The 18350-nt window shown below is 71.2% G+C and carries 16 protein-coding genes; 10 read left to right on the forward strand and 6 right to left on the reverse strand.

Features of this window, described 5'->3' with window-relative positions; all coding sequences use genetic code 11:
* Nucleotides 1–151: 151 nt before the first annotated feature.
* On the forward strand, nt 152–2290 hold the full coding sequence (locus tag AZE13_RS04940) for a DUF362 domain-containing protein (RefSeq protein WP_066927369.1): 2139 nt from the start codon (nt 152–154) through the stop codon (nt 2288–2290).
* 17 nt (nt 2291–2307) lie between these two features.
* Nucleotides 2308–3375 carry an NAD-dependent epimerase/dehydratase family protein gene (locus tag AZE13_RS04945; RefSeq protein WP_066927370.1) on the forward strand — a complete coding sequence of 356 codons (1068 nt, stop codon included), beginning with the start codon at nt 2308–2310 and terminating at the stop codon, nt 3373–3375.
* A gap of 80 nt (nt 3376–3455) precedes the next feature.
* On the opposite strand, the gene AZE13_RS04950 is transcribed toward AZE13_RS04945, so the two are convergent.
* A complete protein-coding gene (locus tag AZE13_RS04950) occupies nt 3456–3872 on the reverse strand; it encodes a hypothetical protein (RefSeq protein ID WP_066927371.1) in 417 nt (138 codons plus the stop codon).
* The gene (locus AZE13_RS04955) at nt 3869–5137 is read right to left on the reverse strand and encodes a hypothetical protein (protein WP_220127558.1); all 1269 of its coding nucleotides are present in this window, start codon (nt 5135–5137) and stop codon (nt 3869–3871) included. Before AZE13_RS04955 ends, AZE13_RS04950 begins: the two co-directional genes overlap by 4 nt.
* 302 nt (nt 5138–5439) lie before the next feature.
* On the opposite strand from AZE13_RS04955, the gene AZE13_RS04960 reads away from it, so the two are divergent.
* Nucleotides 5440–6261: a Clp protease N-terminal domain-containing protein gene (locus tag AZE13_RS04960; protein ID WP_258527585.1), complete on the forward strand. Its 822-nt coding sequence runs from the start codon at nt 5440–5442 to the stop codon at nt 6259–6261.
* Between the two features lie 73 nt (nt 6262–6334).
* The gene (locus AZE13_RS04965) at nt 6335–7195 is read left to right on the forward strand and encodes a carbonic anhydrase (RefSeq protein ID WP_066927372.1); all 861 of its coding nucleotides are present in this window, start codon (nt 6335–6337) and stop codon (nt 7193–7195) included.
* A gap of 23 nt (nt 7196–7218) precedes the next feature.
* Here AZE13_RS04965 and AZE13_RS04970 read toward each other — a convergent pair whose 3' ends face one another.
* Together AZE13_RS04970 and AZE13_RS04975 are read right to left on the reverse strand one after the other, a co-directional pair.
* Nucleotides 7219–7866, reverse strand: coding sequence for a response regulator transcription factor (locus AZE13_RS04970; RefSeq protein WP_066928444.1), 648 nt, complete (start codon nt 7864–7866; stop codon nt 7219–7221).
* 110 nt (nt 7867–7976) lie between these two features.
* Entirely contained in the window at nt 7977–9221 is a 1245-nt protein-coding gene (locus tag AZE13_RS04975; RefSeq protein ID WP_258527586.1) for a sensor histidine kinase, read from the reverse strand.
* A 172-nt stretch (nt 9222–9393) separates the two neighbouring features.
* On the opposite strand from AZE13_RS04975, the gene AZE13_RS04980 reads away from it, so the two are divergent.
* A complete protein-coding gene (locus AZE13_RS04980; RefSeq protein WP_107288252.1) occupies nt 9394–10146 on the forward strand; it encodes a DUF998 domain-containing protein in 753 nt (250 codons plus the stop codon).
* Here AZE13_RS04980 and AZE13_RS04985 read toward each other — a convergent pair.
* On the reverse strand, nt 10058–11386 hold the full coding sequence (locus AZE13_RS04985) for a hypothetical protein (protein WP_066927379.1): 1329 nt from the start codon (nt 11384–11386) through the stop codon (nt 10058–10060). The two genes, AZE13_RS04980 and AZE13_RS04985, sit on opposite strands and share 89 nt — an antisense overlap.
* A 515-nt stretch (nt 11387–11901) precedes the next feature.
* Here AZE13_RS04985 and AZE13_RS04995 point away from each other — a divergent pair.
* The 3 genes from AZE13_RS04995 to AZE13_RS37435 all read left to right on the forward strand — a co-directional run bounded on the left by AZE13_RS04995 (nt 11902) and on the right by AZE13_RS37435 (nt 15262).
* Nucleotides 11902–12585, forward strand: coding sequence for a vWA domain-containing protein (locus AZE13_RS04995; RefSeq protein WP_066927383.1), 684 nt, complete (start codon nt 11902–11904; stop codon nt 12583–12585).
* Nucleotides 12586–12749: 164 nt separating this feature from the next.
* On the forward strand, nt 12750–13610 hold the full coding sequence (locus AZE13_RS05000) for a protein phosphatase 2C domain-containing protein (RefSeq protein WP_181690256.1): 861 nt from the start codon (nt 12750–12752) through the stop codon (nt 13608–13610).
* Nucleotides 13607–15262 carry a DUF4189 domain-containing protein gene (locus AZE13_RS37435; protein ID WP_066927387.1) on the forward strand — a complete coding sequence of 552 codons (1656 nt, stop codon included), beginning with the start codon at nt 13607–13609 and terminating at the stop codon, nt 15260–15262. Before AZE13_RS05000 ends, AZE13_RS37435 begins: the two co-directional genes overlap by 4 nt.
* A 72-nt stretch (nt 15263–15334) precedes the next feature.
* Here AZE13_RS37435 and AZE13_RS05010 read toward each other — a convergent pair whose 3' ends face one another.
* The gene (locus AZE13_RS05010; protein WP_066927390.1) at nt 15335–15943 is read right to left on the reverse strand and encodes a GNAT family N-acetyltransferase; all 609 of its coding nucleotides are present in this window, start codon (nt 15941–15943) and stop codon (nt 15335–15337) included.
* A 150-nt stretch (nt 15944–16093) separates the two neighbouring features.
* Here AZE13_RS05010 and AZE13_RS05015 point away from each other — a divergent pair, with 150 nt between their 5' ends.
* Together AZE13_RS05015 and AZE13_RS05020 are read left to right on the forward strand one after the other, a co-directional pair.
* The gene (locus tag AZE13_RS05015) at nt 16094–16522 is read left to right on the forward strand and encodes a hypothetical protein (protein WP_258527587.1); all 429 of its coding nucleotides are present in this window, start codon (nt 16094–16096) and stop codon (nt 16520–16522) included.
* Between the two features lie 82 nt (nt 16523–16604).
* The gene (locus AZE13_RS05020) at nt 16605–18281 is read left to right on the forward strand and encodes a multicopper oxidase family protein (RefSeq protein ID WP_066928448.1); all 1677 of its coding nucleotides are present in this window, start codon (nt 16605–16607) and stop codon (nt 18279–18281) included.
* Nucleotides 18282–18350 lie beyond the last annotated feature (69 nt).

Raw genomic sequence — 18350 nt, forward strand, 5'->3', positions numbered from 1 at the left:
CGTGTGACACAGGCGCGCCCCGACTGACACGCACCTTCTCTGCATTAGCATCACGTTTGCACCTTTTTGGTCGTTTTATTGCAGATGGCGTTGCAGAGAGCATCGGGCCGACCGGGCGCACTACGGGGCGCTGCGCCCCTGGGTGGAGGCCATGGAGAAGATCCGCACCGAGGACGACACGACCACCGTCGCCGCCGTGGTCCGGTCCACCCGGACCCGGCCGCTGCCGCCCGCACACCTGCTGGCGGACGCGGTCGCCCGGGCCGGGCTCTGGCAGCGGCTCGCCGCACGCGCGGCCGGGGATCCGGGTGGGCTGGCGGTGATACTGACGCCGGGAACATCCGCGTACGGCGACCCCACGACCGCGGTCAGCGCCGTGCTCGTGGAGCACCTCATCGACCTGCTGTGTGACAGGGGCTACCGGAACATCGCCGTCGGAGCCGCCCGCTGCGGCCCGGATGTATGGCTCGAGGGCCCCGGGTTCCGTGCGGCCTGTCGCCGGCTCGGCTACGGCGGGCGCACCCACCGCGGCAACACCTACCGGGTCGTCGACCTGTCCGAGGACATCGAACCGGCCGGATTCCCCTCGTCCAGCGTGCTGCACGGCAGCGGAATGGCGCGCGGCTGGCTGGCGGCGGGCTTCCGGATCAACATCGCGAAGAACTGCACCCACCCGGAGTTCGGGTACGCCCTCTGCCTGGCCAATCTGCTGGGTGTGCTGCCGCACGCCGACAAACACCATCACTACCGGGCCCGGCGCGACGGCGCCGAGGTCGTCGTGGATCTGCTCCGTGCCCACGCACCGGACTTCCACCTCATCGACGCGGTGGTGAGCAGTCACGGGTGCGCCGGATCGTACGTGGGCAAACCGCTGGAGACGGGGACGGTCATCGCCTCGCCGGACGGGGCGCTGGCGGACATGGCCGGTGCCCTGCTCATGCGCGTCGACCCCGTCTCGTCGCCGCTCAACGCGCGGGTGCTCAACGACCGCGGGCTGCCGGACGGCTACCGCCTCGACGGGGACCTGACGCCGTACCAGGGGTGGCGCAATCCGCCGAGAGCCCTGGTCGAGGCGGTGCGCCGGCTCGACCCGGACGGCCGGGCCCACCGGCTGTTCAGCATCGCCTCCTGGCAGGTGGCGCCGGACGCGGCGGAGATCACCGATCCCGCGCTGGCGCGGCTGTCCCGGATCCTCACCACGCTGATCCGGGTCGCGGACGAGAACCCGGCGGCCTCCGCCGCCCTCTGCGCGGTGATCGGAGCGGCCGCCTCCGCGTCGTCCACCGTACGGGCATGGCGTACCGGGTACGGGAAGGAGAAGATCCGGCGCCGGGACGTCTCCCTCGCCCTCGACCCGGACGCCTATACCCACCGGGACTTCGACCGGATCGACGCGCTCCTCCAGCCGCTGGAAGGAGTGATCGACGCGCTCCCCCCGGATGCCTGGCTGATGCGGTGGCAACACCTGGGCAGCTCGATCCTCTTCGGCTGCGAACGCACCGTCAGCGCGCCGTACGCGGAGTTCGTGCGCCGGGTGGACATCAGCCGGACCATCAGCTACATGACCGACTACCTGGGCGGACGGGTCCATGTGGTGTCCCGCGACGCGCAGGGGCGGCCCACCCGCCAGATCGAACGCAACCTGTACCTGGCACAGCCGAACTACATGGCGTTCTACGGCGGTCCGCCCATCGATGTGTGCAAGCTCGAGTCGATCAGCTACGGGGAGCGGTCGCAGCGGATCGCCTGGCGGACGGTCCACAGCCCGAACGGCTCCGCCGAGTACGACGACGGTTCGGTGGCCTTCCTCCCGGCGGACGGCGGCGCCCGGACCCGGATCGTGGTCCGGGTGCGCCAGCGGTTCACGCTGCCGCTGACCTGGCAGGTCTTCCGTCCCGAAACCCGGCCGAAGCTCAGGGACCCGCTGGTGCAGGACTCCTATCAGCGGTTCTTCACCCGCACGCTCGACAACTTCGAGGCGCAGTACGAGGGGCGGCCGTTCCGGATCGGCCGCCCCTGGCAGGAGCGTGACGACATGCTGGCCGCCGAACTGCCCACCCAGCGCCTGACCGCGGCCGCCCGGCTCGTACGGAGCCTCGCCTCGCAGGCCCTGGCCGTGCCGAGACTGCCGGGACAGCTGGGGCCGGACGGCTTCCGGCATGTCGCGCCCGGCGATGTCCCGTCCCGTTTCGGGCTGTTCGAGGAGTTCCGGGAGGCGCTGCGTCCCGCGGTCACCGGTTTCTGGCAGGGGCTGCGCGACGCCGCGGCCCGGGACAGGCGATCGAGGTAGTCACTGTGAAAGCGTGTGTGACCGGAGCCACCGGACTCGTCGGTGCCCAGGTGGTGCGCGCCCTGCTGGGCGCCGGCCATGAGGTGCGGGCGCTGGTCCGCCGAAGCAGCGACACGCGGCACCTGCGTGCGCTCGGCGTACCCGTGGTCCACGCGGATCTCCGTACTCCCGCCTCCTTGCGGCCCGCGTTCGAGGACTGCGAGACCGTGTTCCACTGCGCCGCCGTCTTCGCGTACTGGGACATCACCCGGGAGGAACTGGCCCGGGCCAATGTGGACGGCACCCGCGAGGTGCTGCGGGCGGCAGCGGCGGCGGGAGTCCGGCGGGTGGTGGTGACCTCGTCGTCGGTCACCTGCGGTTCGTCCGACGGTCCGGCGACCCGTGACGAGACCGGGCTGCCCGGCGAGGAGTATCTGCCGGACTACTTCCTCACCAAGCTGGAGCAGGAGCGGGCAGCGCTCGCCTCGGGCGCCGAACTGGGGCTGGAGGTGGTGGCCGCCTGTCCGACCATCGTGGTCGGCGGACCCGACTGGCGGCTGGTACCCAGCAACGCGCTGCTCACCCGGTATCTGGCCGATCCGCTGCGCACCACCTACCCGGGCGGCTGCAACATCGTCTCGGTCCGGGACATCGCCGACGGCCATGTCCTGCTCGCGGAGAAGGGGGCCGCCGGGGAGCGCTATCTGCTGGGCGGTGAGAACTGGGCGTGGCGGACCATCCACCAGACCGTCTCGGAGCTGTGCGGCACCCATGGGCCGTGGGCCACCGCCACGCACACCGGCGCGTACCTGGCGGCGACGGTGGCGGAGATCCGGGCCGTACTGAACGCCCGGCCGCCCTCGACCACCCGCGCGGAGGCCCGGACGATGGGCCGGTACTACTGGTACCGGCACGGAAAGGCCGCTGCCCTCGGGTACACGCCGCGGCCGGCCCGCCAGGCCCTCGCCGAGGCGCTCGGCTGGCTGGTGACCAGCCCGCACCTGCCCGACCGGGTCAGGTCCGGGCTGCGGCCGCATCCGGAGGTCATGAGTGCCCGGGAGCTGCTTCCCCGGCAACTGGACGAGGCAGTCGGCGCGCTGAGCTGACCCCGCTGCCCGGCAGGGCGTCCCCCCCCCCGCCGATCATTGCCGCATGTTCTGCATCTGCTGCATGTGCTGCATGTGCTTCATTGCTTCGTCCGCCTGGAGCGGGGCGAGGGCGACGGACCGGTCTTCGCGGCCTTCGGTCCCCCGCCTCCGCCGCCGGCCCGGTCGTCCGGCCCGCTCTCCTCCGCGGACGCGCGCAACTGCTCCCACAGGCGCTGCTCGTGCTCCCGGGTCAGCTCCACCACGCCCCGGGCGTAGTCGACGCCGAGTCCGCCCAGCGCCGAGGCGAACTTCATGCCCTCGTCGCCGACGAACTTCCAGTACGTCCGGTTGATGCCGCCCCAGGTGGGTTTGCCGTTGAGCAGCCCGGTCATCAGCTCCGCGTAGTCACCCCACATCGCGCTCTGGAGCTCGGCGATCCGGACTGCCGTGGTCCGGAAGTGTTCCCAGCTTCGCCGGAGTTCGGCGTTCAGCTCTTCGGTCGTCTCGGTGCTCATGGACACTCCTCAGATCGGGGCCCGGCAGGGGCCGGGACCGGGCTCAACAGGGTGCTGTGGTGGAACCCCAGCCGGGGATCGGTCCAGACAGGCAGATCGGGAAGGTACGCGCGCAGCTCCGGCATCTCGACCCGCAGCCGCACGGCATTGGCGGGATAGTCGTACACGGTGATCGTGTTGAGTCCGCGGTTGGCGGTGAACAGCAGTTTCTGGTCGGCGGAGAGCTGGCAGGCGTAGACCGAGTCGAGCAGCGTGCCACGCGTGACCCGCAGTGCGCCGACGAAGTGCCTGCTGCTCGGGGCGAGGGATCCCCGGGTGAACGCGTCGGTGACCTGCCGGGCGGCCTGCCGGGCGGAGCGCATCTGCGCGGACAGTGCCGGCCGTTCGTCGATGACACGGTACGAGATGAAGTCGTCGAGGTCGATCATGACGATGGTGCCGCTGCCGCCGTTGCAGTAGATCAGCTCACGGTCGGAGAGGCAGACGTCCGAGTTGATGTGCGCGGGCACGCTCTGACCGCAGGTCCAGTGCCGCAGGATCTGCCCGGTACCGGCGTCGATCTCGAACACGTACTCCTTGAAGTAGGCCATGGCCCATTCGTGCCAGTCCCTGCCCTCCTGAGGATGCACCCGGAAGGACAGTGCGTAGAAGATGTCCTCCTGCGGATGGCAGGCCACATGCCAGCAGGTCGTCGGCAAGGGGATCCGCCGGGCGACCTGCTTGTCGAGATCGAAGACGCCGACCTCGGCGGCCTCTCCCTGCCCCGGGTGGTCCATCCCTCCGTAGACGAGGTAGCGGCCGGAGGCGGTGCGCTTCATGGCATGCGGAAGTTTGAGCAGGTGATCGCCGATCCGCTCGGCCTTGGTCGGGCGGTCGAGGTCCACCAGCCAGAGGCCGTCGCCGATCGCGGTGACACCCTGGGTGTTGTCCAGCCACACGATGTGCGTGCTGCTCTTGAGGGACGCGTCCGGGGTTTCGAACCGCAAGGTGGAGACCCGCTCGCGCTCGTCCAGCGACTGGGCGTCGTAGAACAGGAGCTGCTGCCCGGCGTTGCCGAGGAACCCGAACTTCCGGTCGGGCGTGACGCTGACGGCATGGCCGCCGGCCACTCCGTCGTAGTACTGCACGCGGTAGGCGTACTCGCCGCTGTCCGGGTTGTAGCGGAAGAGGCAGACGCCGGCCGCACCCTCCAGGCCGTTCAAGCCGTTGCCGTCGAGGGCGATATGGAAGGCATAGGGATAGCGGTCGGTTGATGCAGCCATCATGGACCGTCCTACCGTGGTGACACCGTGTCGCTTACGGGGGATTCATCCATGCGCCCAGCCTCCATGGATCATCGTACGAGGGGTGTGATCGGGCCGCATGTCGCCCGACAACGGCTGTGACAGCGGATCGGCGTGTCCGCGGGAGCAGGACCGGAGGGCATACGAAGTGGTCCGGCGCTCCCCATTTTGTCACCCCGAGTGTTCAAGATCTTGCTTTACGGGCCCCCTCGGCCTGTCGGCCCTCCCCATGCGACGTCAACCAAGGGTTGACGATCCGGGCGCCGTCAACCTACGGTTGACGCATGGAGAAGAACCCCGAGCGGGACGCTCCCGCCGTTCAGATGTCCCAGCACGTCAGCCTCGACGCACTCATCCAGGCCATCAAGAAGGTCCACTCGAACGCGCTCGACCAGCTCACCGACGCGGTCCTCGCCGGCGAGTACCTCGGCGACGTGGCCGACCACCTCATCGGCCACTTCGTCGACCAGGCCCGCCGCTCCGGCGCCTCCTGGACCGACATCGGCAAGAGCATGGGCGTCACCAAGCAGGCGGCCCAGAAGCGCTTCGTACCGAAGGACCAGCCGGAACCCGACCCGGACCAGTCCTTCAGCCGCTACACCCCGCGCGCCCGCACCGCCGTCGTGGCCTCCCAGAACGAGGCGATCGCCGCCCACCACGACCGGATCACCACCCACCACCTCGTCCTCGGCCTGCTCGCCGACCCGAACAGCCTCGCCGCGATGACGATCGCCGCCCAGGGCGTGGCGCTCGACCAGGTGCGCACGGCCACGGAACGCCGGCTCCCGCCCGGCGCGGAGGAGGTTCCCACCCTGGTCCCGTTCGACGCGGCCGCGAAGAAGGTCCTGGAGCTGACCTTCCGCGAGGCCCTGCGCCTCGGCCACAACTACATCGGCACCGAGCACATCCTGCTGGCCCTCCTGGAACAGGAAGGCGGCGACGGCCCGCTCACCGAGCTCGGCGTCACGAAGGAGGCGAGCGAGCGGTACGTCGCGGAGACGCTGAAGACGATCACGTCCCAGCTCAGGGAGGGGAAGGGACAGGAGAAGAAGGAAGGGGGAGAGGGCGAGCAGGGCGAGAAGGGCGGCAAGGGCGGCAAGGGGTAGCGCCCGTTCTTCTGATTTCCGGCATATGGCATTTATGCTGCTCAAATCCGCAATGTCCTAGGCTGCTGCGGACGTGAGCAACTACAGCGCAGCCGCGGGTGCCTTCACCGCCCTCGCCGCCCTCACCCTGGCGTCCGCCCTCGCTGCCGGCACCCGCACCACCGACGACGGCCCGCAGCCGTCCGCCACCGCATCGCGCACCCCGCACGGGCTCACAACGGACGACGGGAACGCGAACAAGGACAAGGCGGCGGGGACGCGGTGGAGTTACGAGGGTGCTGACGGCCCCGAGAAGTGGGGAGACCTCGATCCCTCCTTCACGCAGTGCAAGGCCGGGCGCCGGCAGTCACCCATCGACCTCACGAAGAACAGCGCGACCACGCACCCGGCCGAGGTGTCCATCGGATACCGGCCGGCCACCGTCACACTGGAGAACAGGGGGCACACCATCCAGGCCACCGCGCCCGGGGGCGGCACGCTCCGGGTCGGTGGCAGCCGGTACGAACTGCGGCAGTTCCACTTCCACTTGCCCAGCGAGCACACCGTCCAGGGCAAGGGCACGGCGATAGAGCTCCACTTCGTCCACCGGAATGCCCGGGGCCAACTCGCCGTGCTGGCCGTCCTGATGCGGGAGAGGCCGGGCGAGTCCGCCTTCGCGCCGCTGTGGAGAGCGCTCCCTGCCGCGAAGGGCGGGACCACGACGACCGACCGGCCCCTCGACCTCAACCGTCTGCTGCCCAGGGGCCGTGCCTACTTCCAGTACGCGGGCTCGCTCACCACTCCGCCGTGCACCGAAGGCGTGGTGTGGACCGTCCTGGCCCAGCCCGTCACCGTCTCGCCCGGCGAGGCCGCCCGCTACCGCACGCTCTTCCCCCTGAGCAACCGCCCCGTCCAGCCGCGACGCGACCGCGCGCTGTACTCCTCGGAGCGCTGATGCCCTCGCCGCCGGAACGGCGGCTACCCGTCGTCCGCCCCGGGGCCCACCAGGCCCTCTTCATAGGCCAGGACGACCGCCTGGGTGCGGTTGCCCGCGCCCAGCTTGGCGAGCACATTGCCCACATGCGTCTTGACGGTCTCCAGGCTCACCCGCAGCTGTACGGCGGCCTCCTGGTTGGACAACCCCTTCGCCATGAGCCGCAGAATCTCGGTCTCCCGCGCGGTGAGCGTCGCCGCCCCACCGGTGGCGGCCCTCCGCCGTACGGGCCTGCCGACGGCCAGCCGGCGGACGGCGTCCGGAAACAGCACCGAGTCACCGGCGGCCACCAGCCGGATGGCGTGCGCGATCTGCTGGGACGGCGCCCGCTTGCGGATGAACCCACTGGCGCCGGCCCGCAGCGCGTCATAGACGTACTCGTCGTTCTCGAACGTGGTGATCACGACGACCTTCGGCGGTTCGGGCAGCGCGGACCGCAGCCGCCGGGTCGCCTCGATCCCGTCCATACCGGGCATCCGCACATCCATCAGTACGACATCGGGGCGTAGCCGCTCGACCAGGGGAAGCACCTCGGCACCGTCAGCGGCCTCACCGACGACGTCCAGGTCGGGTTTGGCCGACAACAGGGCCCGCAGTCCCGTACGGGTGAGCTCCTCGTCGTCGACGATCAGGACGGTGACCGCCGGGTCGGGGGACGGGGACGGGGGCGGGGGCGGAGGCGCGGATGGGGAGTACGACGGGGAGTTGGACGGGGTGGGCGTGGTGGCGCCGGAACTCGTGTTCACCGCACCGACCGTAGCGGTATGCGTGCCGCCAGCCGCCAGTGCGTGCCGTGCTCGTCCGTGGGCCCCGCGGACACCTCGCCGCGCAGCAGCCGCACCCGCTCGGCGATTCCGGTCAGCCCGTGCTGCCCCCGCTCCCTGCCCGGGCGGAACGGGACCCGGGCGGCGGGGAGCGGGTTGACGAGCTCCACCTCCAGCCAGCCGTCCCGTGCGGCGACCCGCAGACCGATCTCGGCCGTCTCGCCGTGCCGCAGGGCGTTGGTCAGCCCCTCTTGAATGATCCGGTAGGCCTCCCGCGACACGGTGGCCGGTACCTGCGCGAGGTCGCCGACGGTCTCCGTGCGCAGCCTGGCGCCGGCTTGCCGGACCCGGTCCGTCAAGGGGCCGAGGTCGGCGAGAGTGTGCTGTGGGGCGGTGGGTGACTGTCCTGCGCGCAGGACGCCGAGGACATGGTCGAGGTCGTCCATCGCGGCGCGGGACGTCTCCTCGATGCTGCTGAGGGCCCGTCGGGCCGCCTGCGGGTCGCTGTCCATCAGTTCGCCGGCGACGGCGGCCTGGATGGTCGAGGCGGTCAGGGTGTGTCCTATCGAGTCGTGCAGTTCCTGGGCCAGCCTGTTGCGCTGGGCCAGGAGATCCCGCTGGGCCTCCACGGCGGCCAGCCGCTCGGCGGGCCGCGGGCCGAGGAGGAACGCGGCGAGCGGGCGCATGGCTGCCGCACCGCCTGCGACGACGCATCCGCCGAGCGCCAGACATCCGGCGGAGACGACCCCGGTCCACACGCCCCGCCAGCCGTGCTCGACGTGGAGGGCCCAACCCCAACTCTCCACCGGGCCACCGCCACTGAGCCACACCGAGGGGAGGACGAAGGCCGTGAAGACCGACAGGCACAGCACGGCGGTCACCACCGCGCCGACCGCCGCATGTGCGGCCAGGAAGACCGAGGTCCGGAGCCGGTCTCCCCAAGGGGACACCGGGGATTCCGGCGGGGCGGGGAGGCCGGTGCCCAACAGCCGGTTGGCCAGCCGGACGCACCCGTGACGCGCCGCACGAGGAGCGCCCATGGCCACCAGCGCCGCGCACAGCGCGAGGAGGAACCCCAGGACACGAAGCGCTGCCGGCCACTTCGGCGACGCCACGACGAGCGCCGATACCACCGGCGGCAGACTCATGACCGCGCCGATACAGGCGTGCATCCCGGCCCGGTACGCGGCTCTGCCGAAAAGCGAACGAATTATTGTGCTCACGGCCCGCACAGTACCTCCGGGCTGTGGGGAGCACCTCCCCCGAAAGAGCCAGTACCGGCTCCCCCCGCACGGGGATTCCGAATTCCCCCGTCGCAGCGATGCACCGGACCACCGGCGGCTGAGAGCGTTCACGGAAGAAAAGCGACTCGCTTCGGCGCTCTGAAAGGCAATCGTGAATTCACCCTCCACATCGCACCCCGAAAACCGCACCTCCGCGTCCATTTCCGCCTCCGCCTCCGCCACCGCCCCCGCCTCTGTCTCCGCCTCCAGGGCAGCGAGGATCGGGGCGGCCGGCTGGCTCGTCGCCGCCGTGCAGATCCTCGTCGTCCAACTGGTCGTGGCGGCCGGCTGGGACACCGTCTACAGCTGGGCGGAGTACAACATCAGCGATCTCGGCAACGTCCACTGCCAGGACTGGGACGACACCCGGCTTCGCTATGTGTGCTCACCGCTGCACGGCGCCATGAACGCCTCCTTCGTCGTCCATGGCGTCCTGCTGCTCGCCGGCACCCTGCTGACCGGCGCCTGCTGGGGCCGCGGCCGGATAGCGGTGGGTGCCCGCGTTCTGCTCACCATCAGCGCCGGAGGATGGGTGCTGGTCGGTCTCGTGCCGGCAGATGTCGACGAGAACCTTCATGTGCTGGGCGCGATGCTCATCATGGGGCTGGGAAATCTGGGTCTGCTCTGCGCCGGATTCGCCCCCGTGGATTCCCTGTTCGGCAAACTGCGCCTCATCACCCTCGCCATGGCCGCCACCGCGGTGCTCGCGGCATGGATGTTCTTCGGTCAGCACGATCCCGGGATCGGCATGGGCGGCCTGGAACGCGTCGCGGCCTTCACACTCGACGCCTGGGTCCTCGTGATGGCACTCGCCATCGGGCTCGGCAATCGGGCCTTCCCGATGACGGGTTCCTCCTCCCGATGACGAGTTCACCGCTCTTCGGCACCACGTGCGCGCGGCGCTCCCGCCGCACCTGTGCGACGAGCTTGTCGACATCGCCGGTGGCCAGGGCGACGGCATGGACCGCGGAGCCGGCCGTACAGGGGACGAGGTAGTGGACGGGCCGCCCGCCGGAGGCCCGGGATTCCGCTGCGGCCCGCGCCTGGTACTGCGCGTCGGCGGCGGCGAAGAGCGGGCCGGCGCCGGGAACCGAGCAGGACAGGGTGCCCGACACGGTGTCCCCGGTGAGGGGAAAGGTGCTCCGCGCACTGGTGCAGCCGCCGGCGTCCCGGCCGTCTATGGTCACGGTCGCGCGCATGACGGCGGTGACCGTGCCGCCGGTGCGCCGCCGGGCCTTGGCATCCGAGGTCAGTTCACCGGTGAAGTTCTGGCTGACGGTGCACCCGCCGGTGCCGCAGCTGACATTGCGGTCGTCGGCGCTCAGGGTGAAGTCGACGCCGCCGTCCACCGCACCGGCGAGCTGCTCGGCAGCCGCCTCCAGGGTGTCGTACATCGCGTCGGCCCGGTCGCCGGAGACCGGGGACAGGTCCATCCTCGCGGAGCCGTTCTCCGGGTGGGGTGCCAGGCGCAGGACGCGGTACGGCTTGTTCCTGGCGACGAGGAGACGTCCCACCGGGGTGTCGGCTCGCAGTGCGGGTACCCCGTGGACCTTCAGGGCACGCGGATCCGGGGCGTCCGGGTCGTCCGGGTCGGGCAGGTTCTCCATCCCGGCCACCGCGTCCCGGAGTTCGAGTGCCAGCACGGCCGGAGGCCGGAAGCGGGCGAGAACCGGTGCCAGCATGCCGGATTCGCCTGGTTGGATGGTCCACTGGCCCTGGGCGGCCGGGTTCCCCTGCGGTCCGTCTGGTAACACCTCGTCGTCCGGGCCCCGCTTCCGCCGGGTGAAGGTCTCGCCGCCGATCCTGAGGACGTCCTGGTCCAGTCCTTCCGCGCCACCGCTGAGGGTTCCGAACAGCGTGCCGGACGGAGTGACGGTGATGTCGTGCCCGGGGGTACCGGCGCTCGCCAGGTCCTTGTAGTGCAGGCCCCGGGCCGTCGCCAGGTGGGCCAAAGCCTGCTCGAAGGGCGCCCGGCTCCGTATCCGCCGCGCGGCTTCCTCGGGGGAATCACGAGAAGCGTGGGAATCGCGGGAATCCTCCGGTCCGTTGAGCACGGCCAGCAGTCCCGCGACGACAGCGACGACCGAGCCGAGGGCGACGAGCACTGCGGCCCAGCGCCCTCCGCGATGGCTATTCTTTAGCAACTGCCGCTTCTGCGGGGGAAGTTGCCCTGAGGGAGAGCGTTGGACTCCTAGGGGCGGCGGCGCGGTGGCGGGCTGCGCAGGTGACGCGTGGGTCCACGTCGATCCGGCGGATACGGGGGATACGGCCGGTGGTCGCTTCGGCGGCGGACCGGGCCGGACGGACGGCGGCTGCGTCGGCGACGGCCCCGGCCCTGGCCCTGACCCCGGCTCCGGCTCCGGCTCCGGCACCGGCACCGGCACCGGCTCTCCCAGGGGCGGCGGCACGGCTCGGGGTGTCTGCCGCCACGTCGGCAGCTTCGGCTGCTCGTCGGATCCGGTCCGCCAGTGATCGTCCCCCACAGTGACTCCCCCGAGTCGCTTCCGTCGGTACCCGCTCTTTGGGAAGATACGGCATCACCGGACGCACTCCCAGGGAGTGACGCCCGGCATACGCAAGCCGAGCAAGTCAGCGTTGAAAACGGGGGAGTTGAGTTCGGATGGCGGATACGAGGGGCGTGCTGCTCCCGGCCTATGTGCTGGCCGATGAGTCGGGTTCGATGGGGCCGTACCAGCAGGACCTGTCCAACGGTCTGGTCTCGCTGTGCGAGGGGCTCCGGGCCGAGCCGATGATCGCGGCCAAACTGCGGCTGGCCGTCCTGGGTTTCTCCGATGACGTGCAGGTCCGTCTCGCCGTGGCCGATATGCGCACCGAGACCAGCCTGCCCAAGGTGGCCATCCGGGGTCTCACCAACTACGGGGCGGTGTTCGACGATCTGCTGACCCGGATCCCGTCCGATGTGCAGTGGCTGCGCGGCGAGGGGTACAAGGTGCACCGTCCTGTGGTGTTCTTCCTCAGCGACGGGCAGCCCACCGACGGCAGCGGCTGGCGGAAGCCGCACGGCAGGCTGACCGACAAGTCCCGGACGCCGACCGCGCCGAACATCATCGCCTGCGGGATCGGCGACGCCCAGGCCGCCACCATGGTCGAGGTGGCCACCCGTCCGGAATTCGCCTTCGTCGCCAAGCCCGGGACCGACCTCGGCCGGGCGATCTCCGAGTTCTTCCAGGCGCTCACCGCGAGCCTGGTGGCCTCCGGGCAGGCGCTGAGCTCGGCCAGCCCGCAGCTTGTGGTCAACCGGCCGGATCAGTTCACCATGGCGATCGACGAGGTCGGGCAGTGACCCCTCGGGGCGGAGACGGCGCTGCCGCGGCGCCGCTGCCATCACCACCACCGCCACCGCCACCGCCACCACCCCCTCCGCCCCCGTCGGCCCCGTCGGCCCCGTCGGCCCCATCGACCCCGCCCGAGCCGGAACCCGCCCCCTGGCGTCCGGTCACCGTGGGCGTGCCCGGACCCGAGTTCGAGGCGAGGGCACCGGGCCAGTACGCCTTCGACTTCCCGGACACCGAATGCGACGGCTGGTCAACCCCCTTACTCAGCCTGCGTTTCGCCTCGGTGCGCGGCGCCAAACACCGCTACTACCGGCAGCCGCGCCAGGACGCCGCACGCGCCGCGGTACACGAGGCCACCGGCAGCATCGTGTTCGCCGTCGCCGACGGCGTCTCGAGCGCCGCGAACTCCGAACTCGGCGCTGTCGAGGCATGCCGGGCCGCCCTGGAGCGGATGCTCCACCTGCTCTCCGGGAACGGGGAGCGGAAGCCGTTGGATTTCCAGGACACCGCCCGCCACGCCGCCGAACGGCTGCGGCAGGTGGCACAGTGGCGGCTGTGCGGGAAGGCCCCCGAGCCGGCCGAGGTGGCGCGCCTGTACGCGACGACGCTGGTGGCCGGCGCGGTGCGACCCGGCTCGACCGGATGCACCGTGGAGGTCTGCCGGATCGGGGACTCGGGGGCCTGGCTGCTGGCCCCGGCGAACGGCCGGTATCAGCCGCTGTTCGACTCCAAGACCGGTTCGGATGCCCTGCTGGTCTCGAACGAGGTGGCGCCGCTGCCCCACGTACCCGACCGGATGGCGGAGATCAGCGCCCAACTGGGCGTCGGGCAGGTGCTGTTGGTCGGCACCGACGGCTTCGGGGACCCACTCGGTGACGGTGACGGCCACGTCGGCTCGCTGTTCGCCCGCCAACTCGCCGCACCGCCCCCTCCGCTGTGGCTCGCCCACGTACTGGACTTCTCGCGGGAGACCTTCGACGACGACCGGTCGTTGCTGGCGATCTGGCCCCGGGCCACGGCAGAGCCGCGATGACGGCGCCCGGCATACCCACTGTCGAACACGGCACGCTCACCCTGGGACGTCAACTCGGCCAGGGCGGCCAGGGCACGGTGTACCAGGTCGCCAACAAGAAGATCAACGAGGCCGTCGGCGGCGGCTGGGATGTGGTCTACAAGGAGTACGCCGCCGCCGTACTGCCCCACCTCGATCCCGCCGCACTGGCGTCGAGAGTGGCTCTGACCGGCACGCTGGGCGCTGCCGAAGGCCGGTGGCTGTGCGAGAAGACCGCCTGGCCCGCGGCCGTGGTCCAACGCCACGGCCGCACCTGCGGGTTCCTCATGCGGGCCGTACCCGATCGCTTCCGGTTCACCTTTCGGAGTCTGGCCGGCGGGACCGCGGGAACACAGCGGCTCGCGAACCTGGAGTACCTGCTCAACGACGACTCCTACGTCGCCGGGATCGGCCTGACGATCAGCGACCGGGACCGGCTCGCCCTCCTCGCCGACCTGGCCGCCACGCTCACCCGGCTCCACCGTATCGGCATCACCGTCGGCGATCTCTCCCCCAAGAACCTGCTGTTCACCACCACGCCACAGCCCGAGTGCTTCCTCATCGACTGCGACGCCATGCGGTTGCACGGCAGTACCGTGCTGCCTCAGGCCGAGACACCCGACTGGCAGGTGCCCGCGGGCGAGGAGAAGGCGACCCGCACCAGCGACATCTACAAGTTCGCCCTGCTCGCCATCCGGCTCCTGGCCCGCGAGCAGACCGCCACCGATCCCGCCGCGCTGGCAGCGCTCAGCCCGGAACTCGGCGCTCTGGCCCGTACCAGCCTCACCGCCGATCCTGCCCGAAGGCCCACGCCCTCCCTCTGGGCCGAGCAGCTCACAGCGGCCGGTGCGACGGCCTCGGCCGCCCCCGCCGCACCGTCCGCCGCCCGGAGCCGGCCGCCCCGACGGCCCTCCGCACCATCGGCTCAGCGCCCCGGCGCGGGAGGCCCGCCGCGCCACACGCCCCCGGCGGGAGGCACGGGCACAGGTGGGCAGCCGTCCGGGTCCGGCAAGGCCGCTGTCGCCGTCGCCGCCGTCATCGTGGCCGGGATCCTCGCGCTGACACTGCCGGACAGCGGCAGTTCCTCCCACAACGCCTCCGGCTCCTCCCCTCAGTCCCCCTACTCCACCTACTCCACCATCGGGTCCGGGCCCGGTGACGGGACGGAGTCCGAGTACCCCACCGACGAGGAGTCCGACGAACCGGACCCGACGCCGAGCGAGGAAGACGACGAGGACACGGCGGATCCGACGTACGACACGCCCGACCCCGATCCGACCACCTACTCCCCCGAACCCGATCCTCCCTCGCCCCCGGCTCCGCCCCCGCCGCCGCCACGGCCGGACCACTACGGCGCCATCGCCGTGGGGAGCAACGGCAGCCTCGGCAGAGCCTGGGACTACCGCTCCCGGAGCGCCGCCAGGCAGGCAGCGTTGAACAGGTGCCCCAGTTCCGACTGCAAGGTCCTCACCAGCTTCGCCAACGGCTGCGGGGCCGTCGCGTACAACCGCAGCGCCAACCATTACTGGGGCGGTCACGGCGCCACCCCGGCCGAGGCCCAGCGCAACGCGATATCCCATGCGGGCGGCGGAAGTGCGATCACCTGGGTGTGCACCACGCGGTACCGAAGCTGAGTCCGCGAGACGGAACGGCGGCTCGGCCTCGCGTCCATGTGGCCGCCGGAGCACCCTGCGGGCCCTGGCCTGCTAGCCGTCGGCCGGGCGGCGTGGCTCGCGCCACATCGCCCGTAGCACCGGCCCCTCCCCCGGCAGCCGCAGTTCCGCACGCACGGTGAAGCCGAAGTGCTCATAGAAGGGGAGGTTGGACGGTTTGGAGGACTCCAGATAAGCGGGCAGACCCGCCGCGTCGGCCTTGGCCAGGCCGGAGCGCAGCAGAGCGGCTCCCTGTCCCTGCCCCTGGGCGGCCGGGTCGGCGCCGATCACCGCCAGGTACCAGTGCGGTTCCTGGGGTGTGTGCTGGGCGGCCGTCTCCACGGCGTCCCGGAACAGCCCGGCCCGGTCGCCGAGAAGGTTCTGGAGCTGCCGGATGGTCTCCGCATCGGGCACGGCCTTGGCCTGCGCCTCCGGGGGTACCCAGAACGCGGCCGCCGCCTCGGTGCGCTCGCACACCCCGTGGTGGACGTACTGCCGGGCGAAGATCGTGGTGAAGTAGCGGCCCAGCCCCGCCTCGCGCGAGGCACCGTCGGGGAAGAACCAGCGCATCATCGGGTCGTCGTCGAAGGCGCGGGCCAGGGTGCGGCCGATCAGTGGAGCGTCGTGGGGCGTCGCCGTCTCCGGCGTGTTCGTTCTCGGCATGGGGATCATCCTGCCCCCGGTGATCTTCTGCGGCGGACCCGGGTACCTGCCCCCGGGGCCCCGGGTCGATACCCCTGCCGGGTACGATCCCGAGCGGTACATCCACGTACGGGAGGTCGCACAGTGTCCGGGCAGCGGAGATCCACCGCCTTGTGCGGTCGGCTGCTGCTCTTCACCGCCCTGCTGTTCGGCATCGTCACGATGCACACCCTCGGCCATCCCGCTGAGCACTCCGCACCGTCCATGGCGGACGGCGGCCTCGGGACCGCCGCATCCGCCCCGGCGCACCACGCCGCTGCGGCATCCGTAACCGATGTGTCCGTGACCGATGCGCCCAGAGCCGATGGGGACGCTCCCCGGGCGCATCACCCGGCTCCCCTCGGCGGGATGGACCCGATGTCCGTCTGTCTGGCCGTACTCGGCGCAGCCACTCTTGCCCTGCTGTTCTGCGGAGTCCTGGCGCGCCGGCCGGCGGATGTGCCGGCCACCGTCCTCGCGCGGCTGCCGCATGCCCTGCGGCCGATCCCGCCGCCGCCCCGCGGAACACTCCTCGCCCAGTTGTCGGTGCTGCGCGTATAGGAGCGCCGTCGTGCCGCCCCACCGGAAGCGGCACACGCGCCATTCCTTCTCCGCGTCACACCGATACGAGGTGCACCCCACCATGCGCACACCCACCCGCCGCACCATGCTCGGCACCGGAATCGCGCTCGCCGGCGGCGGACTGCTCGCCGCCTGCTCGGGCTCCGGCCCGGACCACTCCGGCCACAGCGGCAAGCCCGCCGCCGGCCCCACGGGCTATGTCTCCCCCGACGGCAAGGAGGTCGCCGCCGCCGAGGCGAAGCGCGCGGCATCCGTGAGCGGCTCCGTCCGCGAGGTGAAGCTCACCGCCACCCCGGCCGGCCTGGACCTGGGCGGCCGTACGGTCCGGACCTGGGCCTACAACGGCGAACTTCCCGGCAAGGAAGTCCGCGTCACCGCGGGCGACACCCTCGCGCTCACCCTCGCCAACCACCTCCCGCAGGCCACCTCCGTCCACTGGCACGGACTGGCCCTGCGCAACGACATGGACGGCACGCCCGGCCTGTCCCAGGCGCCGGTCAAGGCCGGTGCCTCCTTCGAGTACCGCTTCACGGCCGCCCACCCCGGCACGTACTGGTTCCATCCGCACTCCGGTGTCCAGCAGGACCGCGGGCTGTACGCCCCGCTGATCGTCGAGGACCCGAAGGAGCCGCTGGAGTACGACAAGGAGTGGGTCGTCGTTCTCGACGACTGGGTCGACGGGGTGGACGGCAGCACGCCCGACGCCGTGCTCGCCGAACTCGGCAAGGGCATGGGCGGTATGGACCACGACGACGGCATGGACGAGAGCGGGTCCGGCGGCATGGACCACGGTGGTATGAACGACCACGGTGGGATGAACCATGGCGGCCACGGCGGTCACCAGATGTCCCCTTCGTCGGCGACCAGCAGAACGGCCGCGGGCAAGAACCCCTCCCCCAAGCCCTCCGGGCCCTCCCGGATGATGATGGGCGCGACCAGCGAGCTGCTCGGCGGCGACGCGGGTGATGTCGCCTACCCGTACTACCTGGTCAACGGCCGCACAGCGGACGATCCGGAGACCTTCCGCGCCAGGCCAGGCGACCGTATCCGCATCCGCTTCATCAACGCCGGCGGCGACACCGCCTTCCGCGTGGCTCTCGGCGGCCACAGGATGACCGTCACCCACACCGACGGATTCCCCGTCGTCCACACGGAGACGGACGCCCTGCTGCTGGGGATGGGCGAACGCTACGACGTCCTGGTGACCGCCAAGGACGGCGCGTTCCCGCTCACCGCCCTCGCCGAAGGCAAGAAGCAGTCGGCGATGGCGGTCCTGCGCACCGGAGGGGGCTCGGCACCCGGGCCGTCCGTACGTCCGAAGGAGCTGGACGGGGAGCTGCGGCAGGCACGGCAGTTGACGGCGGACGGCTCGGTCCGCCTGAAGCCGGGCCGCCCCGACCGCACGATCCCCCTCAAGCTCACCGGCTCGATGGCCGCGTACGACTGGGCCATCAACGGCAGGAAGTACGACCCGGCGCAGCGGTACCCGGTGCGCTCCGGCGAGCGCGTGCGGCTGTCCTTCGTCAACAGCACCCAGATGTGGCACCCCATGCACCTGCACGGCCACACCTTTTCCCTGGGGGCCGGCGGACCGCGCAAGGACACCGCGATCGTCCTCCCCGGGCAGACCCTCGATGTCGACTTCGACGCCGACAACCCCGGCCTGTGGATGGTCCACTGCCATAACGTCTACCACGCCGAGTCCGGCATGATGACGGTCCTCGGCTACCGCAAGTAGCTTCCCCCGCCGCCCCGCTGGAGACGTACCACGCCCCGGCGGGGCGGCGAGGTCACCGCTCCGGCTCAG

Origin of the sequence: Streptomyces sp. NBRC 110611, from assembly GCF_001590865.1 — a bacterium.
GTDB lineage: Bacteria > Actinomycetota > Actinomycetes > Streptomycetales > Streptomycetaceae > Streptomyces.